At 70.7% G+C, this 20,910-nt stretch carries 18 protein-coding genes, 1 tRNA gene and 1 pseudogene; 7 read left to right on the forward strand and 13 right to left on the reverse strand.

All coding sequences use genetic code 11. The annotated features are described in order from the left end of the window. The 4 genes and pseudogenes from ACIA47_RS08255 to ACIA47_RS08270 all read left to right on the forward strand — a co-directional run. Positions 1–1,018: pseudogene (locus tag ACIA47_RS08255) on the forward strand (hypothetical protein); the annotation flags it as partial. Between the two features lie 301 nt (positions 1,019–1,319). Next, positions 1,320–1,934, forward strand: coding sequence for a tetratricopeptide repeat protein (locus ACIA47_RS08260; RefSeq protein WP_396706508.1), 615 nt, complete (start codon positions 1,320–1,322; stop codon positions 1,932–1,934). Beyond that, complete coding sequence (locus ACIA47_RS08265) at positions 1,931–3,208, forward strand: glycosyltransferase (protein WP_396706510.1); 1,278 nt, start codon at positions 1,931–1,933, stop codon at positions 3,206–3,208. The genes ACIA47_RS08260 and ACIA47_RS08265 overlap by 4 nt, the downstream gene beginning before the upstream one ends. A gap of 203 nt (positions 3,209–3,411) precedes the next feature. Continuing rightward, positions 3,412–3,993 (forward strand): hypothetical protein, encoded by a 582-nt coding sequence (locus ACIA47_RS08270; RefSeq protein ID WP_396706512.1) that lies wholly within the window; start codon positions 3,412–3,414, stop codon positions 3,991–3,993. Positions 3,994–4,142: 149 nt separating this feature from the next. On the opposite strand, the gene ACIA47_RS08275 is transcribed toward ACIA47_RS08270, so the two are convergent. Further along, positions 4,143–4,216 (reverse strand) — tRNA-Thr (locus ACIA47_RS08275). A gap of 144 nt (positions 4,217–4,360) precedes the next feature. On the opposite strand from ACIA47_RS08275, the gene ACIA47_RS08280 reads away from it, so the two are divergent. Next, positions 4,361–6,115 (forward strand): metallophosphoesterase family protein, encoded by a 1,755-nt coding sequence (locus ACIA47_RS08280; protein ID WP_396706514.1) that lies wholly within the window; start codon positions 4,361–4,363, stop codon positions 6,113–6,115. Between the two features lie 112 nt (positions 6,116–6,227). Here ACIA47_RS08280 and ACIA47_RS08285 read toward each other — a convergent pair whose 3' ends face one another. From ACIA47_RS08285 to tmk, 6 genes are all read right to left on the reverse strand, one after another. After that, complete coding sequence (locus ACIA47_RS08285) at positions 6,228–7,067, reverse strand: stage 0 sporulation family protein (RefSeq protein ID WP_396706516.1); 840 nt, start codon at positions 7,065–7,067, stop codon at positions 6,228–6,230. Positions 7,068–7,439: 372 nt separating this feature from the next. Next, positions 7,440–8,120 carry a hypothetical protein gene (locus tag ACIA47_RS08290; RefSeq protein ID WP_396706518.1) on the reverse strand — a complete coding sequence of 227 codons (681 nt, stop codon included), beginning with the start codon at positions 8,118–8,120 and terminating at the stop codon, positions 7,440–7,442. Further along, positions 8,120–8,425, reverse strand: a complete 306-nt coding sequence (locus ACIA47_RS08295) for a type VII secretion target (RefSeq protein ID WP_355004913.1) — start codon at positions 8,423–8,425, stop codon at positions 8,120–8,122. The genes ACIA47_RS08290 and ACIA47_RS08295 overlap by 1 nt, the downstream gene beginning before the upstream one ends. A 1-nt stretch (position 8,426) precedes the next feature. Further along, a complete protein-coding gene (locus ACIA47_RS08300) occupies positions 8,427–8,756 on the reverse strand; it encodes a YbaB/EbfC family nucleoid-associated protein (RefSeq protein ID WP_203122400.1) in 330 nt (109 codons plus the stop codon). A gap of 122 nt (positions 8,757–8,878) precedes the next feature. Next, a complete protein-coding gene (locus ACIA47_RS08305; RefSeq protein ID WP_396706520.1) occupies positions 8,879–10,141 on the reverse strand; it encodes a DNA polymerase III subunit delta' in 1,263 nt (420 codons plus the stop codon). Beyond that, positions 10,141–12,240, reverse strand: coding sequence for a dTMP kinase (gene tmk, locus ACIA47_RS08310; protein ID WP_396707322.1), 2,100 nt, complete (start codon positions 12,238–12,240; stop codon positions 10,141–10,143). The genes ACIA47_RS08305 and tmk overlap by 1 nt, the downstream gene beginning before the upstream one ends. Before the next feature lie 307 nt (positions 12,241–12,547). Here tmk and ACIA47_RS08315 point away from each other — a divergent pair, with 307 nt between their 5' ends. Next, the gene (locus ACIA47_RS08315; protein ID WP_396706521.1) at positions 12,548–13,756 is read left to right on the forward strand and encodes an amino acid deaminase/aldolase; all 1,209 of its coding nucleotides are present in this window, start codon (positions 12,548–12,550) and stop codon (positions 13,754–13,756) included. 51 nt (positions 13,757–13,807) lie between these two features. Here the strand turns inward: ACIA47_RS08315 and ACIA47_RS08320 are convergent, their stop codons facing one another. Beyond that, positions 13,808–14,413 (reverse strand): TetR family transcriptional regulator, encoded by a 606-nt coding sequence (locus tag ACIA47_RS08320; protein ID WP_203122411.1) that lies wholly within the window; start codon positions 14,411–14,413, stop codon positions 13,808–13,810. 226 nt (positions 14,414–14,639) lie between these two features. Here ACIA47_RS08320 and ACIA47_RS08325 point away from each other — a divergent pair, with 226 nt between their 5' ends. Further along, entirely contained in the window at positions 14,640–15,956 is a 1,317-nt protein-coding gene (locus ACIA47_RS08325) for a D-arabinono-1,4-lactone oxidase (protein WP_396706523.1), read from the forward strand. A gap of 37 nt (positions 15,957–15,993) precedes the next feature. Here ACIA47_RS08325 and ACIA47_RS08330 read toward each other — a convergent pair whose 3' ends face one another. From ACIA47_RS08330 to ACIA47_RS08350, 5 genes are all read right to left on the reverse strand, one after another. Beyond that, positions 15,994–16,179, reverse strand: coding sequence for a hypothetical protein (locus tag ACIA47_RS08330; protein WP_203122402.1), 186 nt, complete (start codon positions 16,177–16,179; stop codon positions 15,994–15,996). Then, positions 16,176–16,388 carry a hypothetical protein gene (locus ACIA47_RS08335; protein ID WP_396706525.1) on the reverse strand — a complete coding sequence of 71 codons (213 nt, stop codon included), beginning with the start codon at positions 16,386–16,388 and terminating at the stop codon, positions 16,176–16,178. The genes ACIA47_RS08330 and ACIA47_RS08335 overlap by 4 nt, the downstream gene beginning before the upstream one ends. A 24-nt stretch (positions 16,389–16,412) precedes the next feature. Next, positions 16,413–19,244: a type I DNA topoisomerase gene (topA, locus tag ACIA47_RS08340; protein ID WP_396706527.1), complete on the reverse strand. Its 2,832-nt coding sequence runs from the start codon at positions 19,242–19,244 to the stop codon at positions 16,413–16,415. Positions 19,245–19,593: 349 nt separating this feature from the next. Continuing rightward, complete coding sequence (locus ACIA47_RS08345) at positions 19,594–20,346, reverse strand: hypothetical protein (protein WP_396706529.1); 753 nt, start codon at positions 20,344–20,346, stop codon at positions 19,594–19,596. Further along, entirely contained in the window at positions 20,337–20,876 is a 540-nt protein-coding gene (locus ACIA47_RS08350; protein WP_112585753.1) for a hypothetical protein, read from the reverse strand. The genes ACIA47_RS08345 and ACIA47_RS08350 overlap by 10 nt, the downstream gene beginning before the upstream one ends. Between the last annotated feature and the right edge of the window lie 34 nt (positions 20,877–20,910).

A 20,910-nucleotide genomic window follows, 5' to 3' on the forward strand; every position in this document is an offset into this window, starting at 1 on the left:
TTCCAAGGCGCCATCGGCGCTCAGGGCGCGCAGGGCGACGCGGGCGCTCAAGGCGCGACCGGCGCTCAGGGACCGCAGGGCGATGCGGGTGCTCAAGGCGCGACCGGAGCCCAAGGCCCGCAAGGCGACGCAGGCGCACAAGGCTTCCAAGGCGCCATCGGCGCTCAGGGCGCGCAGGGCGACGCGGGCGCTCAAGGCGCGACCGGCGCTCAGGGACCGCAGGGCGATGCGGGTGCTCAAGGTGCTCAAGGCTTCCAAGGCGCCACCGGCGCGCAGGGCGACGCAGGCGCACAAGGCGCCACCGGCGCTCAGGGACCGCAAGGCGATACGGGTGCACAAGGCGCGACCGGCGCTCAGGGACCGCAGGGCGATGCGGGTGCTCAAGGTGCTCAAGGCTTCCAAGGCGCCACCGGCGCTCAAGGCCCGCAAGGCGACGCAGGCGCACAAGGCGCCACCGGCGCTCAGGGACCGCAAGGCGACGCGGGTGCACAAGGCGCGACCGGCGCTCAGGGACCGCAAGGCGACGCGGGTGCACAAGGCGCGACCGGAGCCCAAGGCCCGCAAGGCGACCCGGGCGCACAAGGTGCTCAAGGCTTCCAAGGCGCCACCGGCGCTCAAGGCCCACAGGGCGACGCGGGCGCACAAGGCGCGACCGGCGCTCAGGGACCGCAAGGCGACGCGGGTGCACAAGGCGCGACCGGAGCCCAAGGCCCGCAAGGCGACGCAGGCGCACAAGGTGCTCAAGGCTTCCAAGGCGCCACCGGCGCCCAAGGCCCGCAAGGCGACGCAGGCGCACAAGGCGCCACCGGCGCCCAAGGCCCGCAAGGCGACACAGGCGCACAAGGCTTCCAAGGCGCCCAAGGCGCACAGGGGGACGCGGGCGCCCAGGGTGCCACCGGCGCCCAAGGCTTCCAGGGCGCCCAAGGTGCGCAGGGGGCCCAGGGAGACACGGGGGCACAAGGTCCGCAGGGCGTGGCAGGCAACGGAGTCGAGGCCGCCTACATTCAGGGCCCGCTGACCGTAATTGCAGACACCCCTGTCAATTTCGGCTGCGAGCCCGGAGATATCGCTGTCGGAACCGGCTATCAGCTCTCGGGAGCAGGCGTCAACCCTGTGCTCATCCAGCCACTCTCGACCAGTGGCTACCAGTTCACCTTTACCGGCGGAGGCGCCGACATCTGGGTGTCCTGCATTTCACTCGGCACACCGGTGGCATTGACAGCTCCGTCCAACACGTCGGGCCGGGCGACGTCCAACAGTAGCGGGGCCAGCCGGCCGGACAGCAGGTCGAAGCGTCCCGTCGTCGTCGAGGAGGAGAGATGAGCATGCGTCAAATATTCGGGTCACTCGCCTGCGGTGCGGTCCTGCTGACCGGAGTCACGGCATGCAGCGACAAGCCTGCCGACAAGCCACAGACGAACAACGCCGGCAACAAGACGAACGGCGACATCGAGACTGCGCCGGCGGACCTACTTAAGCTCGGTGTCGAGCAGGGCCAGGCCGGCAACTTCGACGCGGCGAAGGTCACCTTCGAGAAGCTGCTGGACGCCGAGGCCGACAACAAGTTCGCCTGGTTCAACCTGGGCTACATCGCCCAGTCGCGCAACCAAGCCGACGAGGCGATCAGTAACTACGACAAGGCGCTGGCGGCCGACGCCAACTACAAGCCGGCCCTTTACAACAAGGCCATAGCACTGGAAGGCAAGGCGCCGACGACGGCGATAGACATCTACCGCAAGGTCGTGTCGATCGATGACAAGTCCTCAACCGCCTACCTCCGACTGGGCATGTTGCTGTCCCAATCTGGCGAGGACGCAGCAGCGCGGGACGCCTTCAAGGCGGCGATTCGTCTGGACAAAGGGCTCACCTCCGCCGTTCCCGCGAAGTACCGCCCGACCCCTACCCCTCGATCCTCGACTTCGGCAGGTCGGTGATTGTCTCCATGCGCACGCCTCGCGTAACGGTGTTCACGGGGAGCAACCGCACCCGCTTCATCGACGAATGCTTCGAATCGCTCGTCACGCAGACCTTCTCCGACTGGGAATGGGTGGTCGTCCTCAATCAGGGGTCGCGTTGGCGACCCGTGAGGCACGACGATCGGATCCGGCTCATCGTCCAGGACGACCTGAACGGCGTCGGCGCAGTGAAGGGGTACGCCTGCGCCGAGGCTGCCGGTGACATCCTGGTCGAGCTTGACGACGACGACCTGCTCAGCAGCGACTGTCTGCAAGAGATCGTCGACGCCTTCGACTCCAACCCGGAGGTGGGTTTCGTCTACAGCGACACCGCGCAGATCCAGGAGGACGGCGGCCGCTCCGAAGACCGTTTCGCGAGTTCGTTCGGCTGGCGGCACTACGACGACAAGGTGGACGGCCGCGAAGTGCTGGTCTGCCGGGCGCTGCCGCCGACGCCACACAACGTGAGCTACATCTGGTACGCACCGAACCATGTTCGGGCGTTCCGCCGGGACATCTACGAGAAGGTCGGCGGGTACGACGAGTCGCTCGACGTTGCGGACGACGCCGATCTCATGGCTCGGATGTACCAGGTGAGCGAGTTCCATCACATTCAGAAATGCCTGTACCTCCAACGCATGCATGCCAAGAACACGCAGCGCATTCCAGATGTCAACGCGCGCATCCAGCAGCGCACGGTGGAGATCTACGACCGGAACATTCAACATAATGTGCTGGCCTGGTCACGGCGGCAGGGGCTCCTGGCGCTCGACCTGGGCGCCGCGCACAACAAGCCGGAAGGGTATCTCGGTCTGGATTACCACGACGGGTCGGGTGTGGACATCGTCTGCGACATCACGAAAGGCGTGGACCTGCCGGACGACAGCGTCGGTGTCATTCGAGCGGTGGACTTTCTGGAACACATCCCGGACAAGATCGCACTGTTCAATGAGCTGTACCGACTACTCGCGCCGAACGGCATGCTGTTGTCGCTGACTCCCAGCACCGACGGTCGCGGTGCCTACCAAGATCCGACGCATGTGGCGTTCTACAACGAAAACTCGTTCTGGTACTTCACGGACGCCAAGTATTCTCGGTTCGTACCTGAAATAGAATGCCGGTTTCAGGCGTCGCGGTTGGTGACGTACTTCCCGAGCGAATGGCACAAGGCGCACAACATCCCGTACGTATCCGCGAATCTGATAGCGATCAAGGACGACGTCGTGCGCAACGGCGGCCTGCTGAACATTTGACCATCACGCGGCGTAGCTGGCGCTGGGACCCGGAGCGCCAGTTTGGAACGACGAAGATCGTGGCCGATGAGGGCCTGGTGGGTAGGCCGAGGCACCCAACCGCGCGACCGTTCGTGGCCTACGGTGACTGTCCTGGGCATCGGCTATCGGCACGTGGGTGGCATGGACCACGCGTTAGGGGACCGAGGCCCTAAGCTATCGCAGTGCCTGAGCATGGCGTGATCGATCTCGACGAGCACAACCATGTGCCGGCCGAATCGGGTCCCACCACTACCCGTCGTCATGCGGTCAAGAAAGCTCAACTGCGCCTCGTCGCCGTCTTCCTAGTCGGCTTGCTGCTGGGCGGGATCAGTGTCAACGAGTTGCGAGACTTACGTGAGCAGCGGGAACGGGCCGCGTCGGTCGCACTCGTCGTCATACCGGGGTCGGCCCGTTCCGACGGCGTCGTTACCGAGGGCGTCGCCGAATTGGACGGGTCGGTGGAAGTGACCAACTTTGGCCCTCTGCCGGTCACGATACGTGCGGTGCAAGCGCAGACATCTGGCGTCCTGATTCAGGACGTCGGCCAGTCCCAGCCGTTGCGCCCCGGCAGCACCCGCTGGCTCGACGTCAAGCTGCGGCTTCAGTGCCCGCTCGAAGTCCGGGACGAGCCGTTGTCGATGCGCGTCTCAGTAGAGACCGCTGATAGGCAAAACAGAGAGTTCCACTACCCCGTAGCCCTGCACGCAAGCGGCTGGCACGTCCATGCTTCGCTCCTGTGCTTGCGGGCAGGTCTAGACCGGTGAACGTGACAACGGGGGGCCAAAGGGCCTGAGGGGATCCCGCGGTCGTTGCCCGGGATACGGACCTTTTGCGGACTGGCACGTCCGGCGGCGCTTTCGTGGACCTTGAGAAACGGCAGAAGCCCAGGCCGATGACCTGGGCTTCCCTACCGAGCCGCCTGACGGAATCGAACCGTCGACCTACGCATTACGAGTGCGTCGCTCTAGCCGACTGAGCTAAGGCGGCAACGATCAGCAAGTGTACGGCACCCCGGCGGCACCGACCGAACGGGATACCCCCGCCCCGCCGGCAAGCACCAACCGGACATCGGCCGCTATCTGGACGCTTACCGGACAGCGGATGATCGGTGCCGGGACTACGCTGCGCCGGGTGAGCGACGAACGCGACCACCCCGAACGTCAGGACGAGACGACCGAACGTCCTGACCGTGCGCCGGCCGGTGAACGCGCCGCCCACCGGCCGCGCAGCACCGACCCGCTCGAGTTGGGCTTCACGCCGCGCAAGCCGGTGCCGTGGCTGGCGCCGTTTCTGCTTATCAGCACCGGCATTCGGACGCTGCTCGCGGTGCTCTTCGGGGCGTACCTCGACAAGCGCGAGTTGCAGAACGCGTTCGGCGACGGCGTCTTCCGCCAGGTCGGGCCGGACGGCGGGCTGTGGCTCGACTACGTGGCCGACCTCGGTGACGGCTTCAACGCCACCTATTCGGTGGCGTACCTGCTGGCGCAGCCCGAGCTGACCGTCGACGGGCACCGCCTGCCCCGGGCGCAGACCCTGGTGATGGGCGGCGACCAGGTGTACCCGTCGGCGGCCTACGCCGCGTACGAGGACCGGTGCAAGGGCCCGTACCAGGCTGCCCTGCCGGTGGCACCGGCTGAGAAGCCGACGCTCTTCGCGGTGCCGGGCAACCACGACTGGTACGACGGTCTCACGGCTTTCCTGCGGTTGTTCGTCCGTTCCCGGGACCGCAACTTCGCGGGCTGGGGCACCGGGCAGTCCCGGTCGTACTTCGCTGTGGAGTTGCCGGCCGACTGGTGGTTGCTCGGCGTGGACGACCAGTCCGGCTCGTACCTGGACGACCCGCAGCTGGCCTACTTCGACGAGGTGGCCCGGCAGCTCGGGCCGGAGTCCAAGGTGATCATCGCGGCGCCGGCGCCGACCTGGGTCAAGGCCGCCGACAACCCCACGGCGTACGACTCGATCGACTACTTCATCCGCACGATCATCGACCCGACCGGGGCGCGGGTGCGGCTGTTGCTCTCGGGCGACCTGCACCACTACGCCCGCTACTCCGGGCCGGACCGGGAGCTGATCACCTGCGGTGGCGGTGGCGCGTACCTCTACCCCACGCACAAGCTGCCGGAGCGCATCGAGGTGCCACCGCGGGACACGCTGGCCCGCAAGGCCAGCTCCGCCAAGCCGTACGACCTGGTGGCCCGTTACCCGGACGCCGCGCGGTCGCGCCGCTACGGCTGGGGCATCTTCCCCCGGTTGCCGTTGCGCAATCCCGGCTTCACCACGTTGCTCGGCACCCTGCACACCCTGCTGATGCTGGCCATGGCCGGTGCGACGGCGAACTGGGCCGACAGCACCAACCAGCGGCTGTTCAGCGTCCCGCTGGTGGTGATGGTGCTCGTGACGGTGATCGCGGCGGCTCTGTTCGCCAAGCCGCCGAGCGCGGGCGGCAAACGCCACGCGCGGCACTGGATCCTCGGCGTGGGCCACGGCGTGGCGCAGGTGGCCCTGGCGGCGGCCGGCACCTGGGTCTGGTTGGCGCTGCCGTTCTACGACTGGCCGTGGCCGCTGCCGGCGGTCGCCGCGGCGGTGCTCTACGGCCCGGTGATCGGGCTGGTCGCCAGCCAACTGGTCGCGGCGTACCTGCTGGTGGCCGGCTCTTTCGGAGTGAACGTCAATGAACTCTTCGCCGGCCAGGGCATCGAGGATTCGAAGTCGTTCCTACGACTGCGCATCGACCCGGACGGGACGTTGACCATTTATTCGCTGGGGGTGGACCGGGTCGCCCGCGACTGGCAGGTGAACCCCGACCAGTCCCCCACCCAGAGTTGGCTGATCCCCAAGTCCCCCCTGACCCCCCACCTAACCGAACCCCCCACAGTCCTTCACTAACCCACCCCACCCACCCCACCCAGCACCCTCCGTTGATCATGAAGTTGTTGCGCCGACACGCCGCTTGGGGTCAAGGGGTGGGGGCCGAGCCGGGGACGGGGGCGGGGTGGGGTTAGGGGGTGTAGTGCTGGTCGTGGGCTTGGCGGGAGCCGCAGACGTCGGCGCGGGAGCACATGGAGCGGGAGCCGTCGGCGTCCAGGCGTACGGTCACCGCGTCGCGGGGGACGCTGTGGCCGACGACCCGGCCGTCACCCTCGGGGGTGGAGACCCGGCTGCCGACCGCCGGGGCGGTCTCCTGAAAGCGCTGGTACAGCGGGTGCTCGTACTTCAGGCAGCACATCAGCCGACCGCAGGCGCCGGAGATGCGCAGCGGGTTGAGCGGTAGGTCCTGGTCCTTCGCCATCCGGATGGTCACCGGCTCGAAGTCGGTCAGGAACGTGGCGCAGCACAGGTCCCGACCGCAGGAGCCGATGCCGCCCTGCACCCGTGCGGAGTCGCGTGCGGAGAGCTGGCGCAGCTCCACCCGACAGTGCAGGGTCGCGCCCAGGTCGCGGACCAGGGACCGGAAGTCCACCCGGTGCGGGGCGGTGAAGTACACGGTGCTGCGCTCACCGCCGCTCTCGGCGGAGCCGAGCACATGGTCGACCGCCACCACCTTCATCGGCAGGCCGTGCGAGCGGATCAGCCGTTTCGCGGCCACCTTCGCCTCGGCCTTGCGCCGACGCAACGCCTCGTCCCGGCGGAGGTCGTCGTCGCCGGCCAGCCCGACCAGGCGGGGGAAGCCGTCGGTGTCCTCGGTCACCCACTGCGCGGCCCACACGCACTCCGCCACCTCGGGCCCGTCATCGGTGGGCACCAGCACCCGGTCGCCCACCTGCGGACGCAACTCGCCCGGGTCGAGGTAGTAGAGCCGCCCGTACCGGTTGAAGCTGACCGCGCAGAGCATGCCCATCCCCCCACCCTACGACGGGTCACGGCGCAAGGCGCACCGGCCGGCTACGCCCCGCTGCCATTCATGACCGTCGACTTGACCTATTGCCGGGCGTCCCGTCGTGCCGTTGCTGCTCGCCCGGACGGTTGAATCCGGGGCCGGGCAGGAGACAAGACGTGCCTCGGCGGCGTTGAGTGGAGGCAGACCTGCGGGGGGTGCAGGGGGAAGACCACGGCGTCGCCGTGGGGGCTGGCTCAGGTCAGGCGCCCGCGAGCGACGCCGTGGCCTGTCCGAGGCAACGCAGCCACGGCCCGGAAGACCGAGTCAGTAGGGCGACGCGATCGCAGCCAGAGGTCCCGAGGGACGCGGCCAAGGCCGAAGGACAGGGCCCGGTTACCAGCCGACCCGGGTGGGCTGGTCGTAGCGGGGTCGTCCGTCCGTTGGCGGACGCCACGCGGTCTCGGCCAGGCTCGGCGCCCACTGACGCAGCAGCGTCTCCGCACCGTCGTACGCGACGCAGAGCACCGCCAGCACCCGTGCGGCGATCTCGGCGGCGTCGGCCACACCGGGCCCGACCGGCCCGGGGCGCGCCGACGCACCGGTGGCGGTGGCGGCGACCACGGCGACCGCTTCGGCCGAGCGGAGCACGTCGGCCAACGTGCGGGCCAGCGCGAGACGGCTGCCCTCCACCCAGTCGGCGAGGGCGTCGGCGTAACCGGCGGTGGATTCGAGTCGCCCGACCAGGCTGTCCGGCCCCTCGTCGAGGTGGCGCAGCAGCGCCGCCCGCTGTTGCCCGTACGCCGTGGCGGCCGGACCGGACCAGAGCACCGAGTCGGTGAGCGCGGCGGAAACGTCGTCGTACCCCCGGACGAGCCGGCGCACCGCGTGGCCGGCGCTGGCGAGCGGCACCGGGTGCAGGTCGAGGAAGCCGCGGACCGCGTCGCCCGGCAGCACCTGCATGCGGCGCAGCAGCGGCCAGACCCGGTGCCCCTCGGGGACGCCGGCCGCGATCAGCCTGTCCACCCGGCGGAGCAGGTCGAGGCCGGGCTCGGCGAGCCGGTCCAGCGCATCCATCACGGTTCCCCGGTGAGCCGGCGGCGGGCCGCCCGGTCGACCTCGGCGTAGCGGTCGGCGGCCTCCCGCACGGCCGCCGCGGCGGCGGCCAGTCGACCGGCCGCGGCGCGGGCCTCCCGGGCCCGGTCGTCGGTGGCGGTGGTCCACTGCCGGTGCAGCGCCCGACCGATCTCGCCCGGGCGGCCCGGTGCGTCGGCGCCGAACGCGGCCTGGGCCGGATCGCTGGCGGTGACGGTGTGCGAAATGACGGTGAGCGTGGCGCTCGCCTCGTCCAGTCGGGCGGAGAGCGCGCGCAGTGTGTCCATCTCAGGCCCCCGCGAGCGGTCGGTAGGCGGCGAACGTCTCGTTGTGCAGCTTTTCCCGGGCCCATTCGGCGGCGTCGGCCGCCGCGGTGACCGCGGCCTGCACGGAACCGGCCACGTCGCGCGGGCTGCGGGCGTGCAGCGGCCCGAGGAACCGGACGTCGGTGATCCGTCCACCGGCGGTGACCACCACCTCGACCAGGCCGTCCGGCGAGCGGACGGTCACCTCGACGGTCGACACCGCCTGGTCGAACTCGGCCTGGAGGGACTCGATCCGGCGGTAGCGTCGCACCGCCTCCTCGATCCAGGCTTCGTCGATCTCCCCCCGCGGCATCGGCCGACTCCTCCCGGGTGATCCATCACTCAGTGTGGTGCCACCGTCACCACGGCACAGGGACCGTACCGCACCGCAATCGGGCCTGTCGATGCCTGTGGACAACGCCGGGAGGCGCGGAATCAGCCCTTCCAGAGGGCGAGCATCATCGCCTCGACCGCGATCCGCGGCTTGACGTTCGCCTCGATCGCCGCACGGCAGGCGAGCACGGCCTCCAACCGGCGCAGCGCCCCCTCGGCGTCCCACTTCTGCGCGCCCGCGCCGGCCAGCGCGGCCGTGTCGGTGTGCACCGGGGCGACGGGTGCGCGCAGCGCCATGGTGAGCGCGTCCCGGTAGAAGCCCGCGAGGTCGACCAGCGCCCGGTCCAGTGCGTCCCGCTGGGCCCTGGTGGCCCGGGACTTCTGCCGCTTCTCCAGCTCCTTGAGCTGCCCGGCAGCGCCTCGCATGGCACCGGCCGCGCCCCGGCCGGTGCCGCCCGCGCCAAGCGCGGTCTCCAGTGCCGCCCGCTCGGTCGTGTCGGCCTCGGTGACCGACGCCTCGGCTTCCGCCTCGGCCGCCTCGATCAGCGCCGACGCCGCGTCGAACGCCGCGCCGACACCGGTCAACCGGCGGGGCACCGCGAGCACCGCCTCGCGTCGTTTGCGGGCCTCCGGGTCGCGGGCCAGCCGGCGGGCCCGACCCACGTGGCCCTGCGCGGCCGCCGCCGCCCACTGCGCCACGTCGGGCGCGATGCCGTCCCGACGAACCAGCACCTCGGCCACCGCGTCGGCCGGCGGCTGCCGCAGGGGTACGACCCGGCAGCGCGACCGGATGGTCACCGAGATGTCGTCCGGGTGGGTGGACGGGGCGCAGAGCAGGAAGACCGTCCGCGGTGGGGGTTCCTCGATCGCCTTGAGCAGCGCGTTGCCGGCGGCCTCGGTGAGCCGGTCGGCGTCCTCGATGACCACCACCTGCCAGCGCCCGCCGGACGGGGTGCTGGCCGCGCGGAGCACCAGCGCGCGCATCTCGCCGACGCCGATGGAAAGCCCTTCCGGCACCACCATCCGCACGTCGGCGTGGGTGCCGCCCATTGTGGTGTGGCAGCCGGGGCACTCGCCGCAGCCGGTGCCGTGCACGCACTCGAGTGCGGCGGCGAACGCCCGTGCGGCGACCGAACGGCCGGAGCCGGGTGGCCCGGTGAAGATCCACGCGTGCGTCATCCCGGCGGACGGATCCACCCCGCCGGTCGCGGCGTCGTCGGCCGCTAACGTGTCACCGCGGGCCGGGCCGGCGGTGCCCAACGCGGCCGCGCCAGCACGCAGCACGGCGGCTGCCGCGGCGGCAGCGCGCCGCAGCTCGACCACCGCCTCGCCCTGACCGACCAGGTCGGCGAAGACGTCCGGCATCAGGTCTTGTGCTCCATCGTCACCAGCTCCGCGTCGGATAACTCAGGCTGCACCGAGGTGTCCGGGCCCTGCGCCGGCCGCGGGTGCACGATGCCGCCCGGCTTGCCGAGCATCTCCTCGACCCGGCGGACCACCAGCCCGGTGATCTCGTCGGCCGGCCGGGACGCGTCGAGCACCAGGTAGCGCTTCGGGTCGGCGGCGGCGAGGTCGAGGAACGCGTACCGGACGCGCTCGTGGAAGGCGACCGACTCGGCCTCCAGCCGGTCGGTGCCGGTGTTGCGCGAGGCCACCCGGGACAGGCCGGTGCGCGGTTCGACGTCCAGCAGCACCACCAGGTCGGGCTTGAGCCCACCGGTGGCCCAGGAGGAGAGCCAGGAGACCTCGTCGACGGGCAGTGTCCGGCCGGCGCCCTGGTACGCCAGGGACGAGTCGACGTACCGGTCACTGATCACCACGCCGCCCCGGACCAGCGCGGGCCGGACGACGGTGGCCACGTGGTGCGCCCGGTCGGCGGCGTAGAGCAGCGCCTCGGCCCGGGGCGAGGGCGCGTCGTCGCCGGAGGTGTCCAGCACCAGCGACCGGATTCGCCGGCCGACGCCGGTGGCCCCCGGCTCGCGGGTGACCACGACCTCTCGGCCGTGACCGCGCAGCCGCTCGGAGAGCGCGGTGAGCTGGGTGGACTTCCCCGCGCCCTCGCCGCCCTCGAAGACCACGAAGAGCCCGGTGGAGACGAACGGCTCGGCGGGCATCAGCGGACGGCCCCGGATGGAGCCCCACAGGTCGGCGAGGACCGGTACGCCCTTCTTGTCGTCCATCTGGCCGAACGCGCTGATCCCGGCGAAGATGCCGGCGGCACCGGCGGCGAGCAGCAGCAGTCGGGTGGAGGAGACGGAGACACCGAGGTCGGCGATCTCCAGCTTGCGCGAGCCGCCGACACCGACCAGCACGCTGCTCAGCCCGATGGCCAGGATCAGCACCAGCCGGGTGCCGATCTGCACCACCGCGAAGACCCGGCCGCGCACCTCGTCGGCCACCTCCCCACCCAGCAGGGTGGTGCCGGCCAGGAAGGCCATCCCGGCGCCGGCGCCGACCAGCACCGCGCCGACGATCGCCATGGACAGGTGGATGGCGAAGGCGAGGGTCATCACGGCGGCGCTGGCCAGCACGATGCTCATGCCGAACCAGCGGCGCCGGGACATGTCCTTGACGACCATCGGGCCGAGCCCGATGCCGAGCGCCAGGCCGACGAAGATCGCGCCGAAGAGCAGTGAGAACGCGGCGTCACCCGCGCCCAGCGAGTTGGCGAAGAACTTGGCCGTACCGACCACGATGCCGCCACCGGCGAACGCGCCGAAGATGCCCAGCACCAGGCCGCGGACGAGCGGGGTCGCGCCGATGTACTTCCAGCCCTCGGAGAACTGCCGGAACATGCTCTGCTCGGCACGCTCGGCCTCACCGCGTTGTGCCTCGCTGATCTCCTTGATGCCGAATGCCACCACCAGTGCGGTGGCGAGCCGGGAGAAGGAGTTGAACCAGAGTGCGAGCTGGGCCGGCTCGGCCCAGGAGGGCAGGTCGCCGCCGACGGCGCCACGGACGCCACGGTCGAGCACGGCGAGGCCGATGGCGGCGGCGACCGGGGTGAGGCCGTACGTGGTGATCAGGGTGAGCTGATTGGCCGCCTCCAGGCGGGCCCGCGGGATCAGGTTGGGGACCGCGGCCTCCTTGGCCGGGATCCAGAGCAGGGTGAGCGACTCGATCAGGAAGGTGGCGATCAGCGCCCAGCCGACCACCAGGCCGCCGGCGGCGCCACTGAGGGCGTAGAGCGGAATGGAGGCGAAGAGCACGAAGCGCAACAGGTCGCAGATGACCATCGTCCAGCGCCGGTCGAACCGGTCGGCGAAGACGCCGGCCACCGGGCCGAGCACCAGCGCGGGCAGCAGCCGGATCGCGGTGACCCCGCCGAACGCGGCGCCCTGGGCGGTGCTGCCCTGCACCTGCGAGGCGGCGAAGAGTGCGGTGGCCAGCAGGCCGAGCCAGTCACCGAAGGAGGCGGCGCCGAGCACGATCCACAGCCGGCGGAACGGCCGGATGCGCAGCACGGACCGGATCGCGGCATAACCGGACGGATCAACCTGACCGCCGTTGGGCTGCTTGGCGGCGTTGTCCGACTGGTCACCCGAGCGCGACACGCCGGGCGACTCGCCGCTGTTCTGGCTTTCGATGGCCGTACCTCCACGTGCCGGCCCATCGCTGGGCACCTCCGGTGCAACACTCTAGACCCGGTGGGGGCCACCCCCCGGGCGACATTCTCCTGCTCGCTGAGCCTAGGCCGCCGGAGCTACCGACCGCAGCCCGGACGTACGCGAGGGTATTTCGCATTCTCCGTCAGACAGTTAGCGTGCACACGTGGCCATCGAAAGCGACAAACTTCGCGAGCGCCTGGATCGGGCGACTGCCCACCTCGACCCCCCGTACGCGGTGGTCGACCTCACCGCCTTCGACGCCAATTCGGTCGCCCTTGCCGATCGCGCCGCCGGAAAACCGGTCCGCCTCGCCAGCAAGTCGGTCCGCAGCCGGGAGTTGATCAGTCGAGCCCTCGCCCGGCCCGGCTGGCAGGGCGTGATGGCATTCACAGTGCCCGAGGCGATCTGGCTGGTCCGCGCCGGCGTCAGCGACGACGTGCTGGTCGCGTATCCGAGCGCCGACCGGGCAGCCCTCGCCGAGCTGGGCGCCGACCCGACACTCGCCGCCGCGATCACCCTGATGATCGACGGCACCGGTCAACTCGACCTCATCGACGCCGTCAAGGCGCCGGGGCAGCGCGCCGAGCTACGGCTGTGCCTGGATCTGGACGCCTCCTGGCGACCGCTGCGCGGTCGGGTGCACGTCGGCGTCCGCCGCTCACCGGTGCACAGCGCTCGGGCGGCCGGCGCGCTCGCCGCCGCCGTCGCCGGTCGGCCCGGCTTCCGGCTGGTCGGGCTGATGTCGTACGAGGCGCAGATCGCTGGCCTGGGTGACGCGCCGCCGGGCAAGACGCTGCTGGCGGGCGCGATCAGGCTGACCCAGCGCGGGTCGTACCGCGAGTTGCTGGCCCGCCGTGGCGCGGCGGTCGCAGCGGTACGCGAGCACGCCGACCTGGAGTTCGTCAACGGCGGCGGCACCGGCAGCGTGGCCGCGACCAGCGCCGATCCCGCGGTAACCGAGATCACCGCAGGATCGGGCCTGTACGGGCCAACGCTGTTCGACGGGTACCGCGCCTGGCGGCCCACCCCTGCGGCGTTCTTCGCCTGCGCGGTGGTCCGCCGACCGACGCCGGAGCTGGCGACGGTGCTCGGCGGTGGCTGGATCGCCTCCGGCCCGGCCGCCGACAGTCGACTGCCCCGGCCGTGGCTACCGGCGGGGCTGAAGCTGGTCGGCACCGAGGGCGCCGGCGAGGTGCAAACTCCGCTGGCCGGAGCGGCGGCGGCCGGGCTGAACGTCGGCGACCGGGTGTGGTTCCGGCATGCCAAGGCAGGTGAGCTGTGTGAACGGGTCAACGAGCTGCACCTGATCGAGGGGGACGCGGTGGTGGCGACCGTCCCCACCTACCGGGGTGAGGGGCAGGCCTTCCTCTGAAACCGGACAGCCGCCCTCACCGCGGGGTCGGGGCCCGCGCCCCGCACCGACTCAGGCCGGTTGGGGCGCCTCAGCATGCTTGCCGACGGTGGACCGGGCGTTGTCCGGGCCGTCCACCTGGCGGTGCAGGTACTCCCGGATCAACGCCTTCGCCTCCAGCAGCACCCGCTCGTCACCCTCGGACTTCCGGCGGAAAGCGAGCTTGATCAGCGCGTCCGCCGCCTCGACCGCGATCTCCAGCACGAAGCGCAGCTTGGGCACGTCGGTGAGCCCGAAACGCTCGGTGAGCACCCGGGCCAACTGGTCGGCGATCACGCCGTTGTTGTCCCGTTGCTCGTCGAGCAGGTGCAGGTCGACCACGTCGCCGAAGTGCAGGGTACGGAAGCCGGGGACGGTGCGGTGCATCGTGATGTACTCGTCGATGCCCGCGTCGACGCCGTCCCACCAGTGGGTCATCTCGTCGGAGGCGAACCGCTCGTCGAGGCGCTGGAGGTAGGACTCCATGGTCCGCAGGGTCAACGCCTGCACGATCGCCCGCTTGTCCGGAAAGAACTGGTAGACCGACCCGATCGCCACCTCGGCCCGCTCGGCGAGCAGGGTGGTGGTCAGCCCCTCGTACCCCACCTCGTCGACGAGTTCGGCGCAGGCATCCAACATGCGCTGTACCCGCGCGACACTTCGACCTTGCACCGGTACGCGGCGCAGCGGCCCGGTCGTGGCGGCTGGTGTGGACACTCTGCGCCACCCCCCTTCGACGGATGAACATATCTCCACGTCACGAGTCCGTGACTACCGGTACAACGAGCGGATCGCAATTGCGGTATTTACCAGCTAGAACGTTCCTGATATGAAGTCAGTTCATATTCATGAATGAGGAGTGCGCATGGTCCGCACCGCACCGCTCGGGGCTGGATGGTCCAACTGGGCCGGGAACCAGCGTGGCAGCGCCAGCGCGATCCTGCGCCCCGGCTCGCCGACCGACGTCACAGAAGCCGTCCGATCTGCCGCCGCCGACGGCGGTCGGATCCGGGTGACGGGCAGCGGCCACTCGTTCACCGCCGTCGCGCTCGCCGACGACCGTCGGATGGATTTGTCCGATCTGGACACCCTGGTCAGCGTGGACGTCGCCCACCGACTGGTCACCGTGCCGGCGGGCATGACGCTACACGCGCTCAACGGCCTGCTCGCCCGGCACGGCCTCGCGCTGCCCAACCTCGGCGACATCGACGCGCAGACCGTCGCCGGAGCGATCTCCACCGGCACCCACGGCACCGGAGCCGGCTACGGGTGCCTCTCCACCTTCGTCGAGGCAATCACAGTGGTCACCGGCACCGGCGAGGTGCTGCGCTGCTCCGCCGACGAGCATCCCGACGTTCTCGCCGCCGCCCGGGTGTCTCTCGGCGCGCTCGGCGTCCTGGTCGAGGTGACCCTGCGCTGCGTGGACGCCTTCGTCCTGCGCGCCCACGAACGACCGGCCGAACTGGCCGACGTGCTCGGCGAACTGCCCGAGCTGATCGGCCGGCACGACCACGTCGAGTTCTACTGGTTCCCGTACACGTCCCGGGTCCAGGTCAAGGCCAACGACCGGGTACCCGCCAACGACCGGCCGCTGTCCCGCTGGCGCGGCTGGGTGGACGACGACTTCCTGTCCAACCGGGTCTTCGCCGGCGCCTGCCGACTCGGCCGGGCCGTACCCGCGCTGGCCCCGAGGATCAGCGCGGTCTCCGCCCGTGCCCTCACCGAACGCCGGTACACCGGCCGCTCCGACCGGGTCTTCTGCACGCCGCGCCGGGTCCGCTTCGTGGAGATGGAGTACGGCCTGCCCCGCGAGGCGTTGCCCGAGGCGCTCGCCGCGCTCCAGCGGATCGTGGACGACCTGCCGTTCAAGGTGCTCTTCCCGGTGGAGGTGCGGTTCACCGCCGCCGACGACATCTGGCTGTCGCACGGCTACGGCCGGGACAACGCCTACATCGCCGTGCACCAGTACGTCGGCATGCCGTACGAGCCGTACTTCCGGGCCTTCGAGCAGGTGGCCGCCGGGCTGGGCGGTCGCCCGCACTGGGGCAAGCTGCACTACCGCGACGCCGCCTCGCTGGCCACGGCGTACCCCCGCTTCGCGGACTTCCAGGCCGTCCGCGACCGGCTCGACCCCCACCGCGTCTTCACCAACGCCCACCTGAACCACGTCCTCGGGGTCTGACGGCTCCCGTCGGTACGCGCCATCGCGGTGACCAGCGCTAGAGCGCGAGGTCGTCCAGGTTCACCGCGTCGGCCATCGCCTGCGCGCCCCTGTCGTTCAGGTGCATGCCGTCGCCACTGTCCAGCGCCGGGTGGATGTGGTCGCGGGCGTGCGGGTCCGCGACAGCGCTCGCCACATCGAAGACGGCGTCGAAGGCGTCCGTCGTACGGATCCAGTCGTTCACTTCAGGTCGTTGATACTGAAGTGGACCAGGACGTGGGTCAGGGCGGGGATGGAGAGCACGTCGCTGTCGAAGCGCGCCAGCGCGTGTTCGCCGACGCCGTTGCGCAGGAGACGGTTCCCAGCGATGCCCTGGTTGACTACCCATCCGCGCTTCAACCGCCGGTTGAGCCCGCCGCCGAAACGGAAACTGTCCAAGATCTGGAGCGTCACGGATCAGAGTGGCCCGGACCAGAGTTACTCGGTACTGGTCGCGGCCTTGCGCGGGGCGGCCTTCTTCGCAGGCGCCTTCTTCGCCGCCGTCGCCTTGGCCGTGGTCGTCTTCTTCGCGGCAGTGGACTTGCTGGCGGCGGCCGTCTTCTTGGTGGCCGTGGCCTTCTTCGCGGGCGCCTTCTTCGCCGCCGCCTTCTTCCGCGGCGCCGGACCCTTCGCCCGCTTCTCGGCCAACATCTCGGACGCTTCCTCGATGGTCAGCGCCTCGGGCGTCTGCCCGCGCCGCAGCGACGCGTTGAACTCCCCGTCGGTCACGTACGGACCGAAACGGCCGTCCTTGATCACCAACGGCTTCTCGGTCGCCGGGTCCACGCCCATCTCGCGCAACGGCGGTGCCGCGGCTCGCCGTCCACGGGCCTTCGGGGCGGCCAGCAGAGCCAGCGCCTCGTCCAGGCCGACAGTGAACATCTGGTCCTCGGACTCCAGCGAACGGAACTCCTCGCCCCGCTTCACGTACGGGCCGTAGCGACCGTTGTTGGCGAAGACCTCGACGCCGTCCGGCGCGACACCGATCAGCCGGGGAAGGCTGAGCAGCTTGAGCGCCTCCTCCAGGGTCAGCGAGTCCGGGGTCTGCGTACGCAGCAGCGACGACTTCCGCTCGCCGCTGGACACGTACGGGCCGAACCGGCCGGACTTGAGCACGATCGGCTCGCCGGTGCCCGGGTCGTCGCCGAGCTTGCGCTCGCCGCTGCCGCCCAGGAACAGCTCGTGCACCTTCTCCGGGGTCAGCTCGTCCGGGGCCAGGCCCTCGGGGATCGGCGCCCGGTCACCCTGGGATCCGCCCTCCTCGCCCTCGGCAGCCGGTGCCGGCTGCTCACCGCCGGGCAGCTCCCGTTGCAGGTACGGCCCGTAGCGGCCGACCCGTACGACGACCTCGCGGCCGTCGTCGTCGGTGAAGAGCGGGATGGAGTTGACGCTGCGGGCGTCGATGTCGCTGAGGTTCTCGGTGACCAGCTTCTTGAGCCCGCCGGAACGGGCGATGTCCTGGTCGCCGACGCCGTTGGAGCTGCCGAAGTAGAACGCCGTGAGGAAGTCGACCGCCGCGTGGTCACCGCCGGCGATCTCGTCCAGCTCGTTCTCCATGGTGGCCGTGAAGTCGTAGTCGATCAGGCGGGGGTAGTGCCGCTCCATCAGCCCGATCACCGCGAAGGCCAGGAAGGTCGGGATCATCGCCTGGCCGCGCTTGGTGACGTACCCCCGGTCCTGGATCGTCTGCATGATCGACGCGTAGGTGGACGGGCGGCCGATGCCCAGCTCTTCCAGGGCCTTGACCAGCGACGCTTCTGTGTAGCGCGACGGCGGCTGGGTGTGGTGGCCCTGCGCGGCCAGCTCGTCGGCGGTCAGCGGCTGGTCCTTGACCAGGGTGGGCAGCCGGCGCTCGGCGTCCTCGGCCTCGGCGTTCTCGTCGTCGCTGGACTCGACGTAGGCGCGCAGGAAGCCCGGGTCGGTGATGGTCTTGCCGGTCGCGCCAAAGTCGGCTTCCTCCTGCGAGGTGGAGACCGCCCGGATCCGCACCGACACGCTGGAGCCGACCGCGTCGGTCATCTGCGAGGCGATGGTGCGCCGCCAGATCAGCTCGTAGAGCTTGAACTCCTCGGCGGACAGCTCCTTGGCCACCTCGCCCGGGGTACGGAAGTTGTCCCCCGCCGGGCGGATCGCCTCGTGCGCCTCCTGCGCGTTCTTCACCTTGCCGGTGTAGCGGCGCGGCTCCGGCGGGACGCTGCGCTCGCCGTACAGCTCGACGATCTGTCGGCGGGCCGCCGAGATGGCGGTCTCCGACAGGTTGACCGAGTCGGTACGCATATAGGTGATGTAGCCGTTCTCGTACAGGCGCTGCGCGGTGCGCATCGTCTGCTGCGAGGACAGGCGCAGCTTGCGGGCCGCCTCCTGCTGGAGGGTCGAGGTGATGAACGGCGCGTACGGGCGACGGCGGTAGGGCTTCTCCTCGACCCGGGTGACTGTGAACGGCCGCCCGTCGAGCCGGGCCGCGAGACCCCGGGCACCACTCTCGTCGAGGTGCACGACGCCAGCACCGGCCCGGACGCGGCCGGTGGTCGGCTCGAAGTCCTTACCGGTGGCGATCCGGTCGCCGTTCAGGGCGATCAGGGTGGCGTTGAACGCACGCGGGCCCTCGCCGGCGTTGGCCACCGCGAGGGTGGCCAGGATGTCCCAGTATTCGGCGGTGCGGAACGCCATCCGCTGCCGTTCCCGCTCGACCACGATGCGGGTCGCCACGGACTGCACCCGGCCTGCCGAGAGCCGCGGCATGACCTTCTTCCACAGCACCGGGGAGACCTCGTAGCCGTACAGGCGGTCGAGGATCCGGCGCGCTTCCTGGGCGTCGACCAGGTCGCGGTCGATCTCCCGCGGGTTGGCCACCGCCGCCTGGATCGCCGGCTTGGTGATCTCGTGGAAGACCATCCGCTTGACCGGGACCTTGGGCTTGAGCGTCTCGACCAGGTGCCAGGCGATCGCCTCGCCCTCGCGGTCCTCATCCGTCGCCAGGAAGATCTCGTCGACTTCCTTGGCCAGCTTCACCAGCTTGCTGATCTGCTGCTTACGGTCGGCAGAGACGACGTAGAGCGCCTGGAAGCCGTTGTCGACGTCCACCCCGAGCCGGGCCCAGGGCTCCTTCTTGTACTTGGCCGGCACGTCGGCGGCGTTGCGCGGCAGGTCGCGGACGTGACCGAAGCTGGCCTCCACGACGTACCCCGGGCCAAGGTAGCCCGAGATCGTCTTGGCCTTCGCCGGTGACTCGACGATGACCAGACGGGTGGTTCCAGCGTTGCTCGGCACGTCTCTCCCCGACCTCACTCCTGCTCGTGGCCTGCCGGCGCCCGGACAGCGACCGCTTTCGACCCCGCCGTCGCACCGGCGGTCCGGATGTCCAACGTAACGCGCCGCCCGCGTTTCGGGTTTCGCGGGCCGCAAACCGCTTCGACGCGGCGGTCGACGCCGCCCCGCCGCGCTCGGCACTGCCGGACGGCGCCACCGTACACCGTGGGTAGGGCTCGAAGCGGGTCACTGTGACGATGGCGGACCCATGACCGAGGCCCGACCCGCCCGTTTTCCGCCCGGATCGACCCGCCGGCTGTCCGGCACCGGACACCCGAACGGCAGCGCCGACCTGGGCGGAATGACCGATTCAAGGGCGGGTCGGCCAGGCGTCGGCCGGCGCGGCGCTCGGCGCTCCGCCCACCAGCTCGGCGAGCCGTGCCAAACGTCGGCGGCCGGCGATCCGGTACGCCGGGCCGCCCTCACCCGGGCCGAGCAGCGTCCCAGCCAGCCCCGCCGAGGCGAGCGCCACGCCGATCGGCTCCCAACACTCCTTGTCGTCGGCACCCAGCCGCAACAGGAAGCAGTCCGGAGGCTCCGGCGTCCCGGCGACGGCGAGCCACAGCCGCAACCGCCGGCCGGTCAGGTGGAAGGCGGCCGGCGGGCGTTTCGTCGTACCGTGCAGCCAGGCGGCCGCGAGCGGCTTCAAGACCCGGGTGTACGACGTCCGAACGGCGTGTCGCGCGCCCTCGGTCGGCTCCCAGCTCGCCGCCAGCCCACGCGACGCCAGCTCGGCGACGAGCACGTGCACCCGCCAGGCGGCGTCCACCTGCACCGAGAGCCGGGCGGTGCCGCCCATCCGAACCACCTCACCCGGCCCGGCGAGCAGCCCGGCCAGGTCGGCGACGGTCGGTTCGGCCGCGTCCGCGCCGAAGAAGACAAGTTGCCGGCCCGCGTCGTCAGTCTGGGGCGGGCCGTTCTGAACTGAGCCCTCCTGCGACGAGCGGTTCTGCGGCGCGCCGCCGCGGCGTCGCCCGGGAGTGGGCGTGTCGGACTCGGGCGCGGGAAACAGCGCCGGGGGCGGCTGTGCCTTCCCGGTGTCACCGGGCCCGCTCAGCGACACTCCGGCACCTCGTCGAATGCCTGTTTCAACTCCTCGGAGTTGAGCTTGCTGGTGTCCAGCGCGCTGGCGTCGTACTCCTTGTTGAGGGTCTCCACGGCGGCCCGCACGCCGTCGTAGAAGACGGTCGGCTCGCCGGTGCCCAGGCCGTCGATGGTGTCCCGGGCGCGGCCGTACGCGTCCCGCATCTTCCCCAGTGAGCTACGGAAACCAGCGGAGATGGCCTCGCCGTTCTCCGCCTCCGGGATGCCCGCCTTCTCCACCTTGCGACGTGCGGCCTCGCTGGCCTGCTCCGCCCCGTCGAAGAGCCGCACCAGGTTCTCCTTGGCCTGCGCCGGCGTGGTCTGCGCGGTCATCTGCTCGTCGGTGCTGCTGGTCAGCTTGTTGATCTCGGAGCGCCACGGGGTGAGGGCGCCGCAGACCGAGGCCGCCCAGGCCCGCGGGCTGGGACCCCCGCCGCAGCCGGCCAGGACGACGATCGTGGCCAGGACCACCGTGAGCTTTCCGGCGGCAGACGCCCGGCACGTACGCATGCGTTGCAGCGTACGGCCTTTGGACAGGTGTGGC

It is taken from the genome of Micromonospora sp. NPDC051227, from assembly GCF_044455385.1.
In the GTDB taxonomy this organism is placed as follows: domain Bacteria; phylum Actinomycetota; class Actinomycetes; order Mycobacteriales; family Micromonosporaceae; genus Micromonospora.

Bases quoted from the DNA above. Each gene is read 5' to 3' on its own strand.
- ACIA47_RS08260 (WP_396706508.1), top strand. From the start codon at position 1,320: ATGAGCATGCGTCAAATATTCGGGTCACTCGCCTGCGGTGCGGTCCTG.
- ACIA47_RS08285 (WP_396706516.1), bottom strand. From the start codon at position 7,067: ATGGGCATGCTCTGCGCGGTCAGCTTCAACCGGTACGGGCGGCTCTAC.
- ACIA47_RS08290 (WP_396706518.1), bottom strand. From the start codon at position 8,120: ATGGATGCGCTGGACCGGCTCGCCGAGCCCGGCCTCGACCTGCTCCGC.
- ACIA47_RS08295 (WP_355004913.1), bottom strand. From the start codon at position 8,425: ATGGACACACTGCGCGCGCTCTCCGCCCGACTGGACGAGGCGAGCGCC.
- ACIA47_RS08300 (WP_203122400.1), bottom strand. From the start codon at position 8,756: ATGCCGCGGGGGGAGATCGACGAAGCCTGGATCGAGGAGGCGGTGCGA.
- ACIA47_RS08305 (WP_396706520.1), bottom strand. From the start codon at position 10,141: ATGCCGGACGTCTTCGCCGACCTGGTCGGTCAGGGCGAGGCGGTGGTC.
- ACIA47_RS08320 (WP_203122411.1), bottom strand. From the start codon at position 14,413: ATGTTGGATGCCTGCGCCGAACTCGTCGACGAGGTGGGGTACGAGGGG.
- ACIA47_RS08325 (WP_396706523.1), top strand. From the start codon at position 14,640: ATGGTCCGCACCGCACCGCTCGGGGCTGGATGGTCCAACTGGGCCGGG.
- ACIA47_RS08350 (WP_112585753.1), bottom strand. From the start codon at position 20,876: ATGCGTACGTGCCGGGCGTCTGCCGCCGGAAAGCTCACGGTGGTCCTG.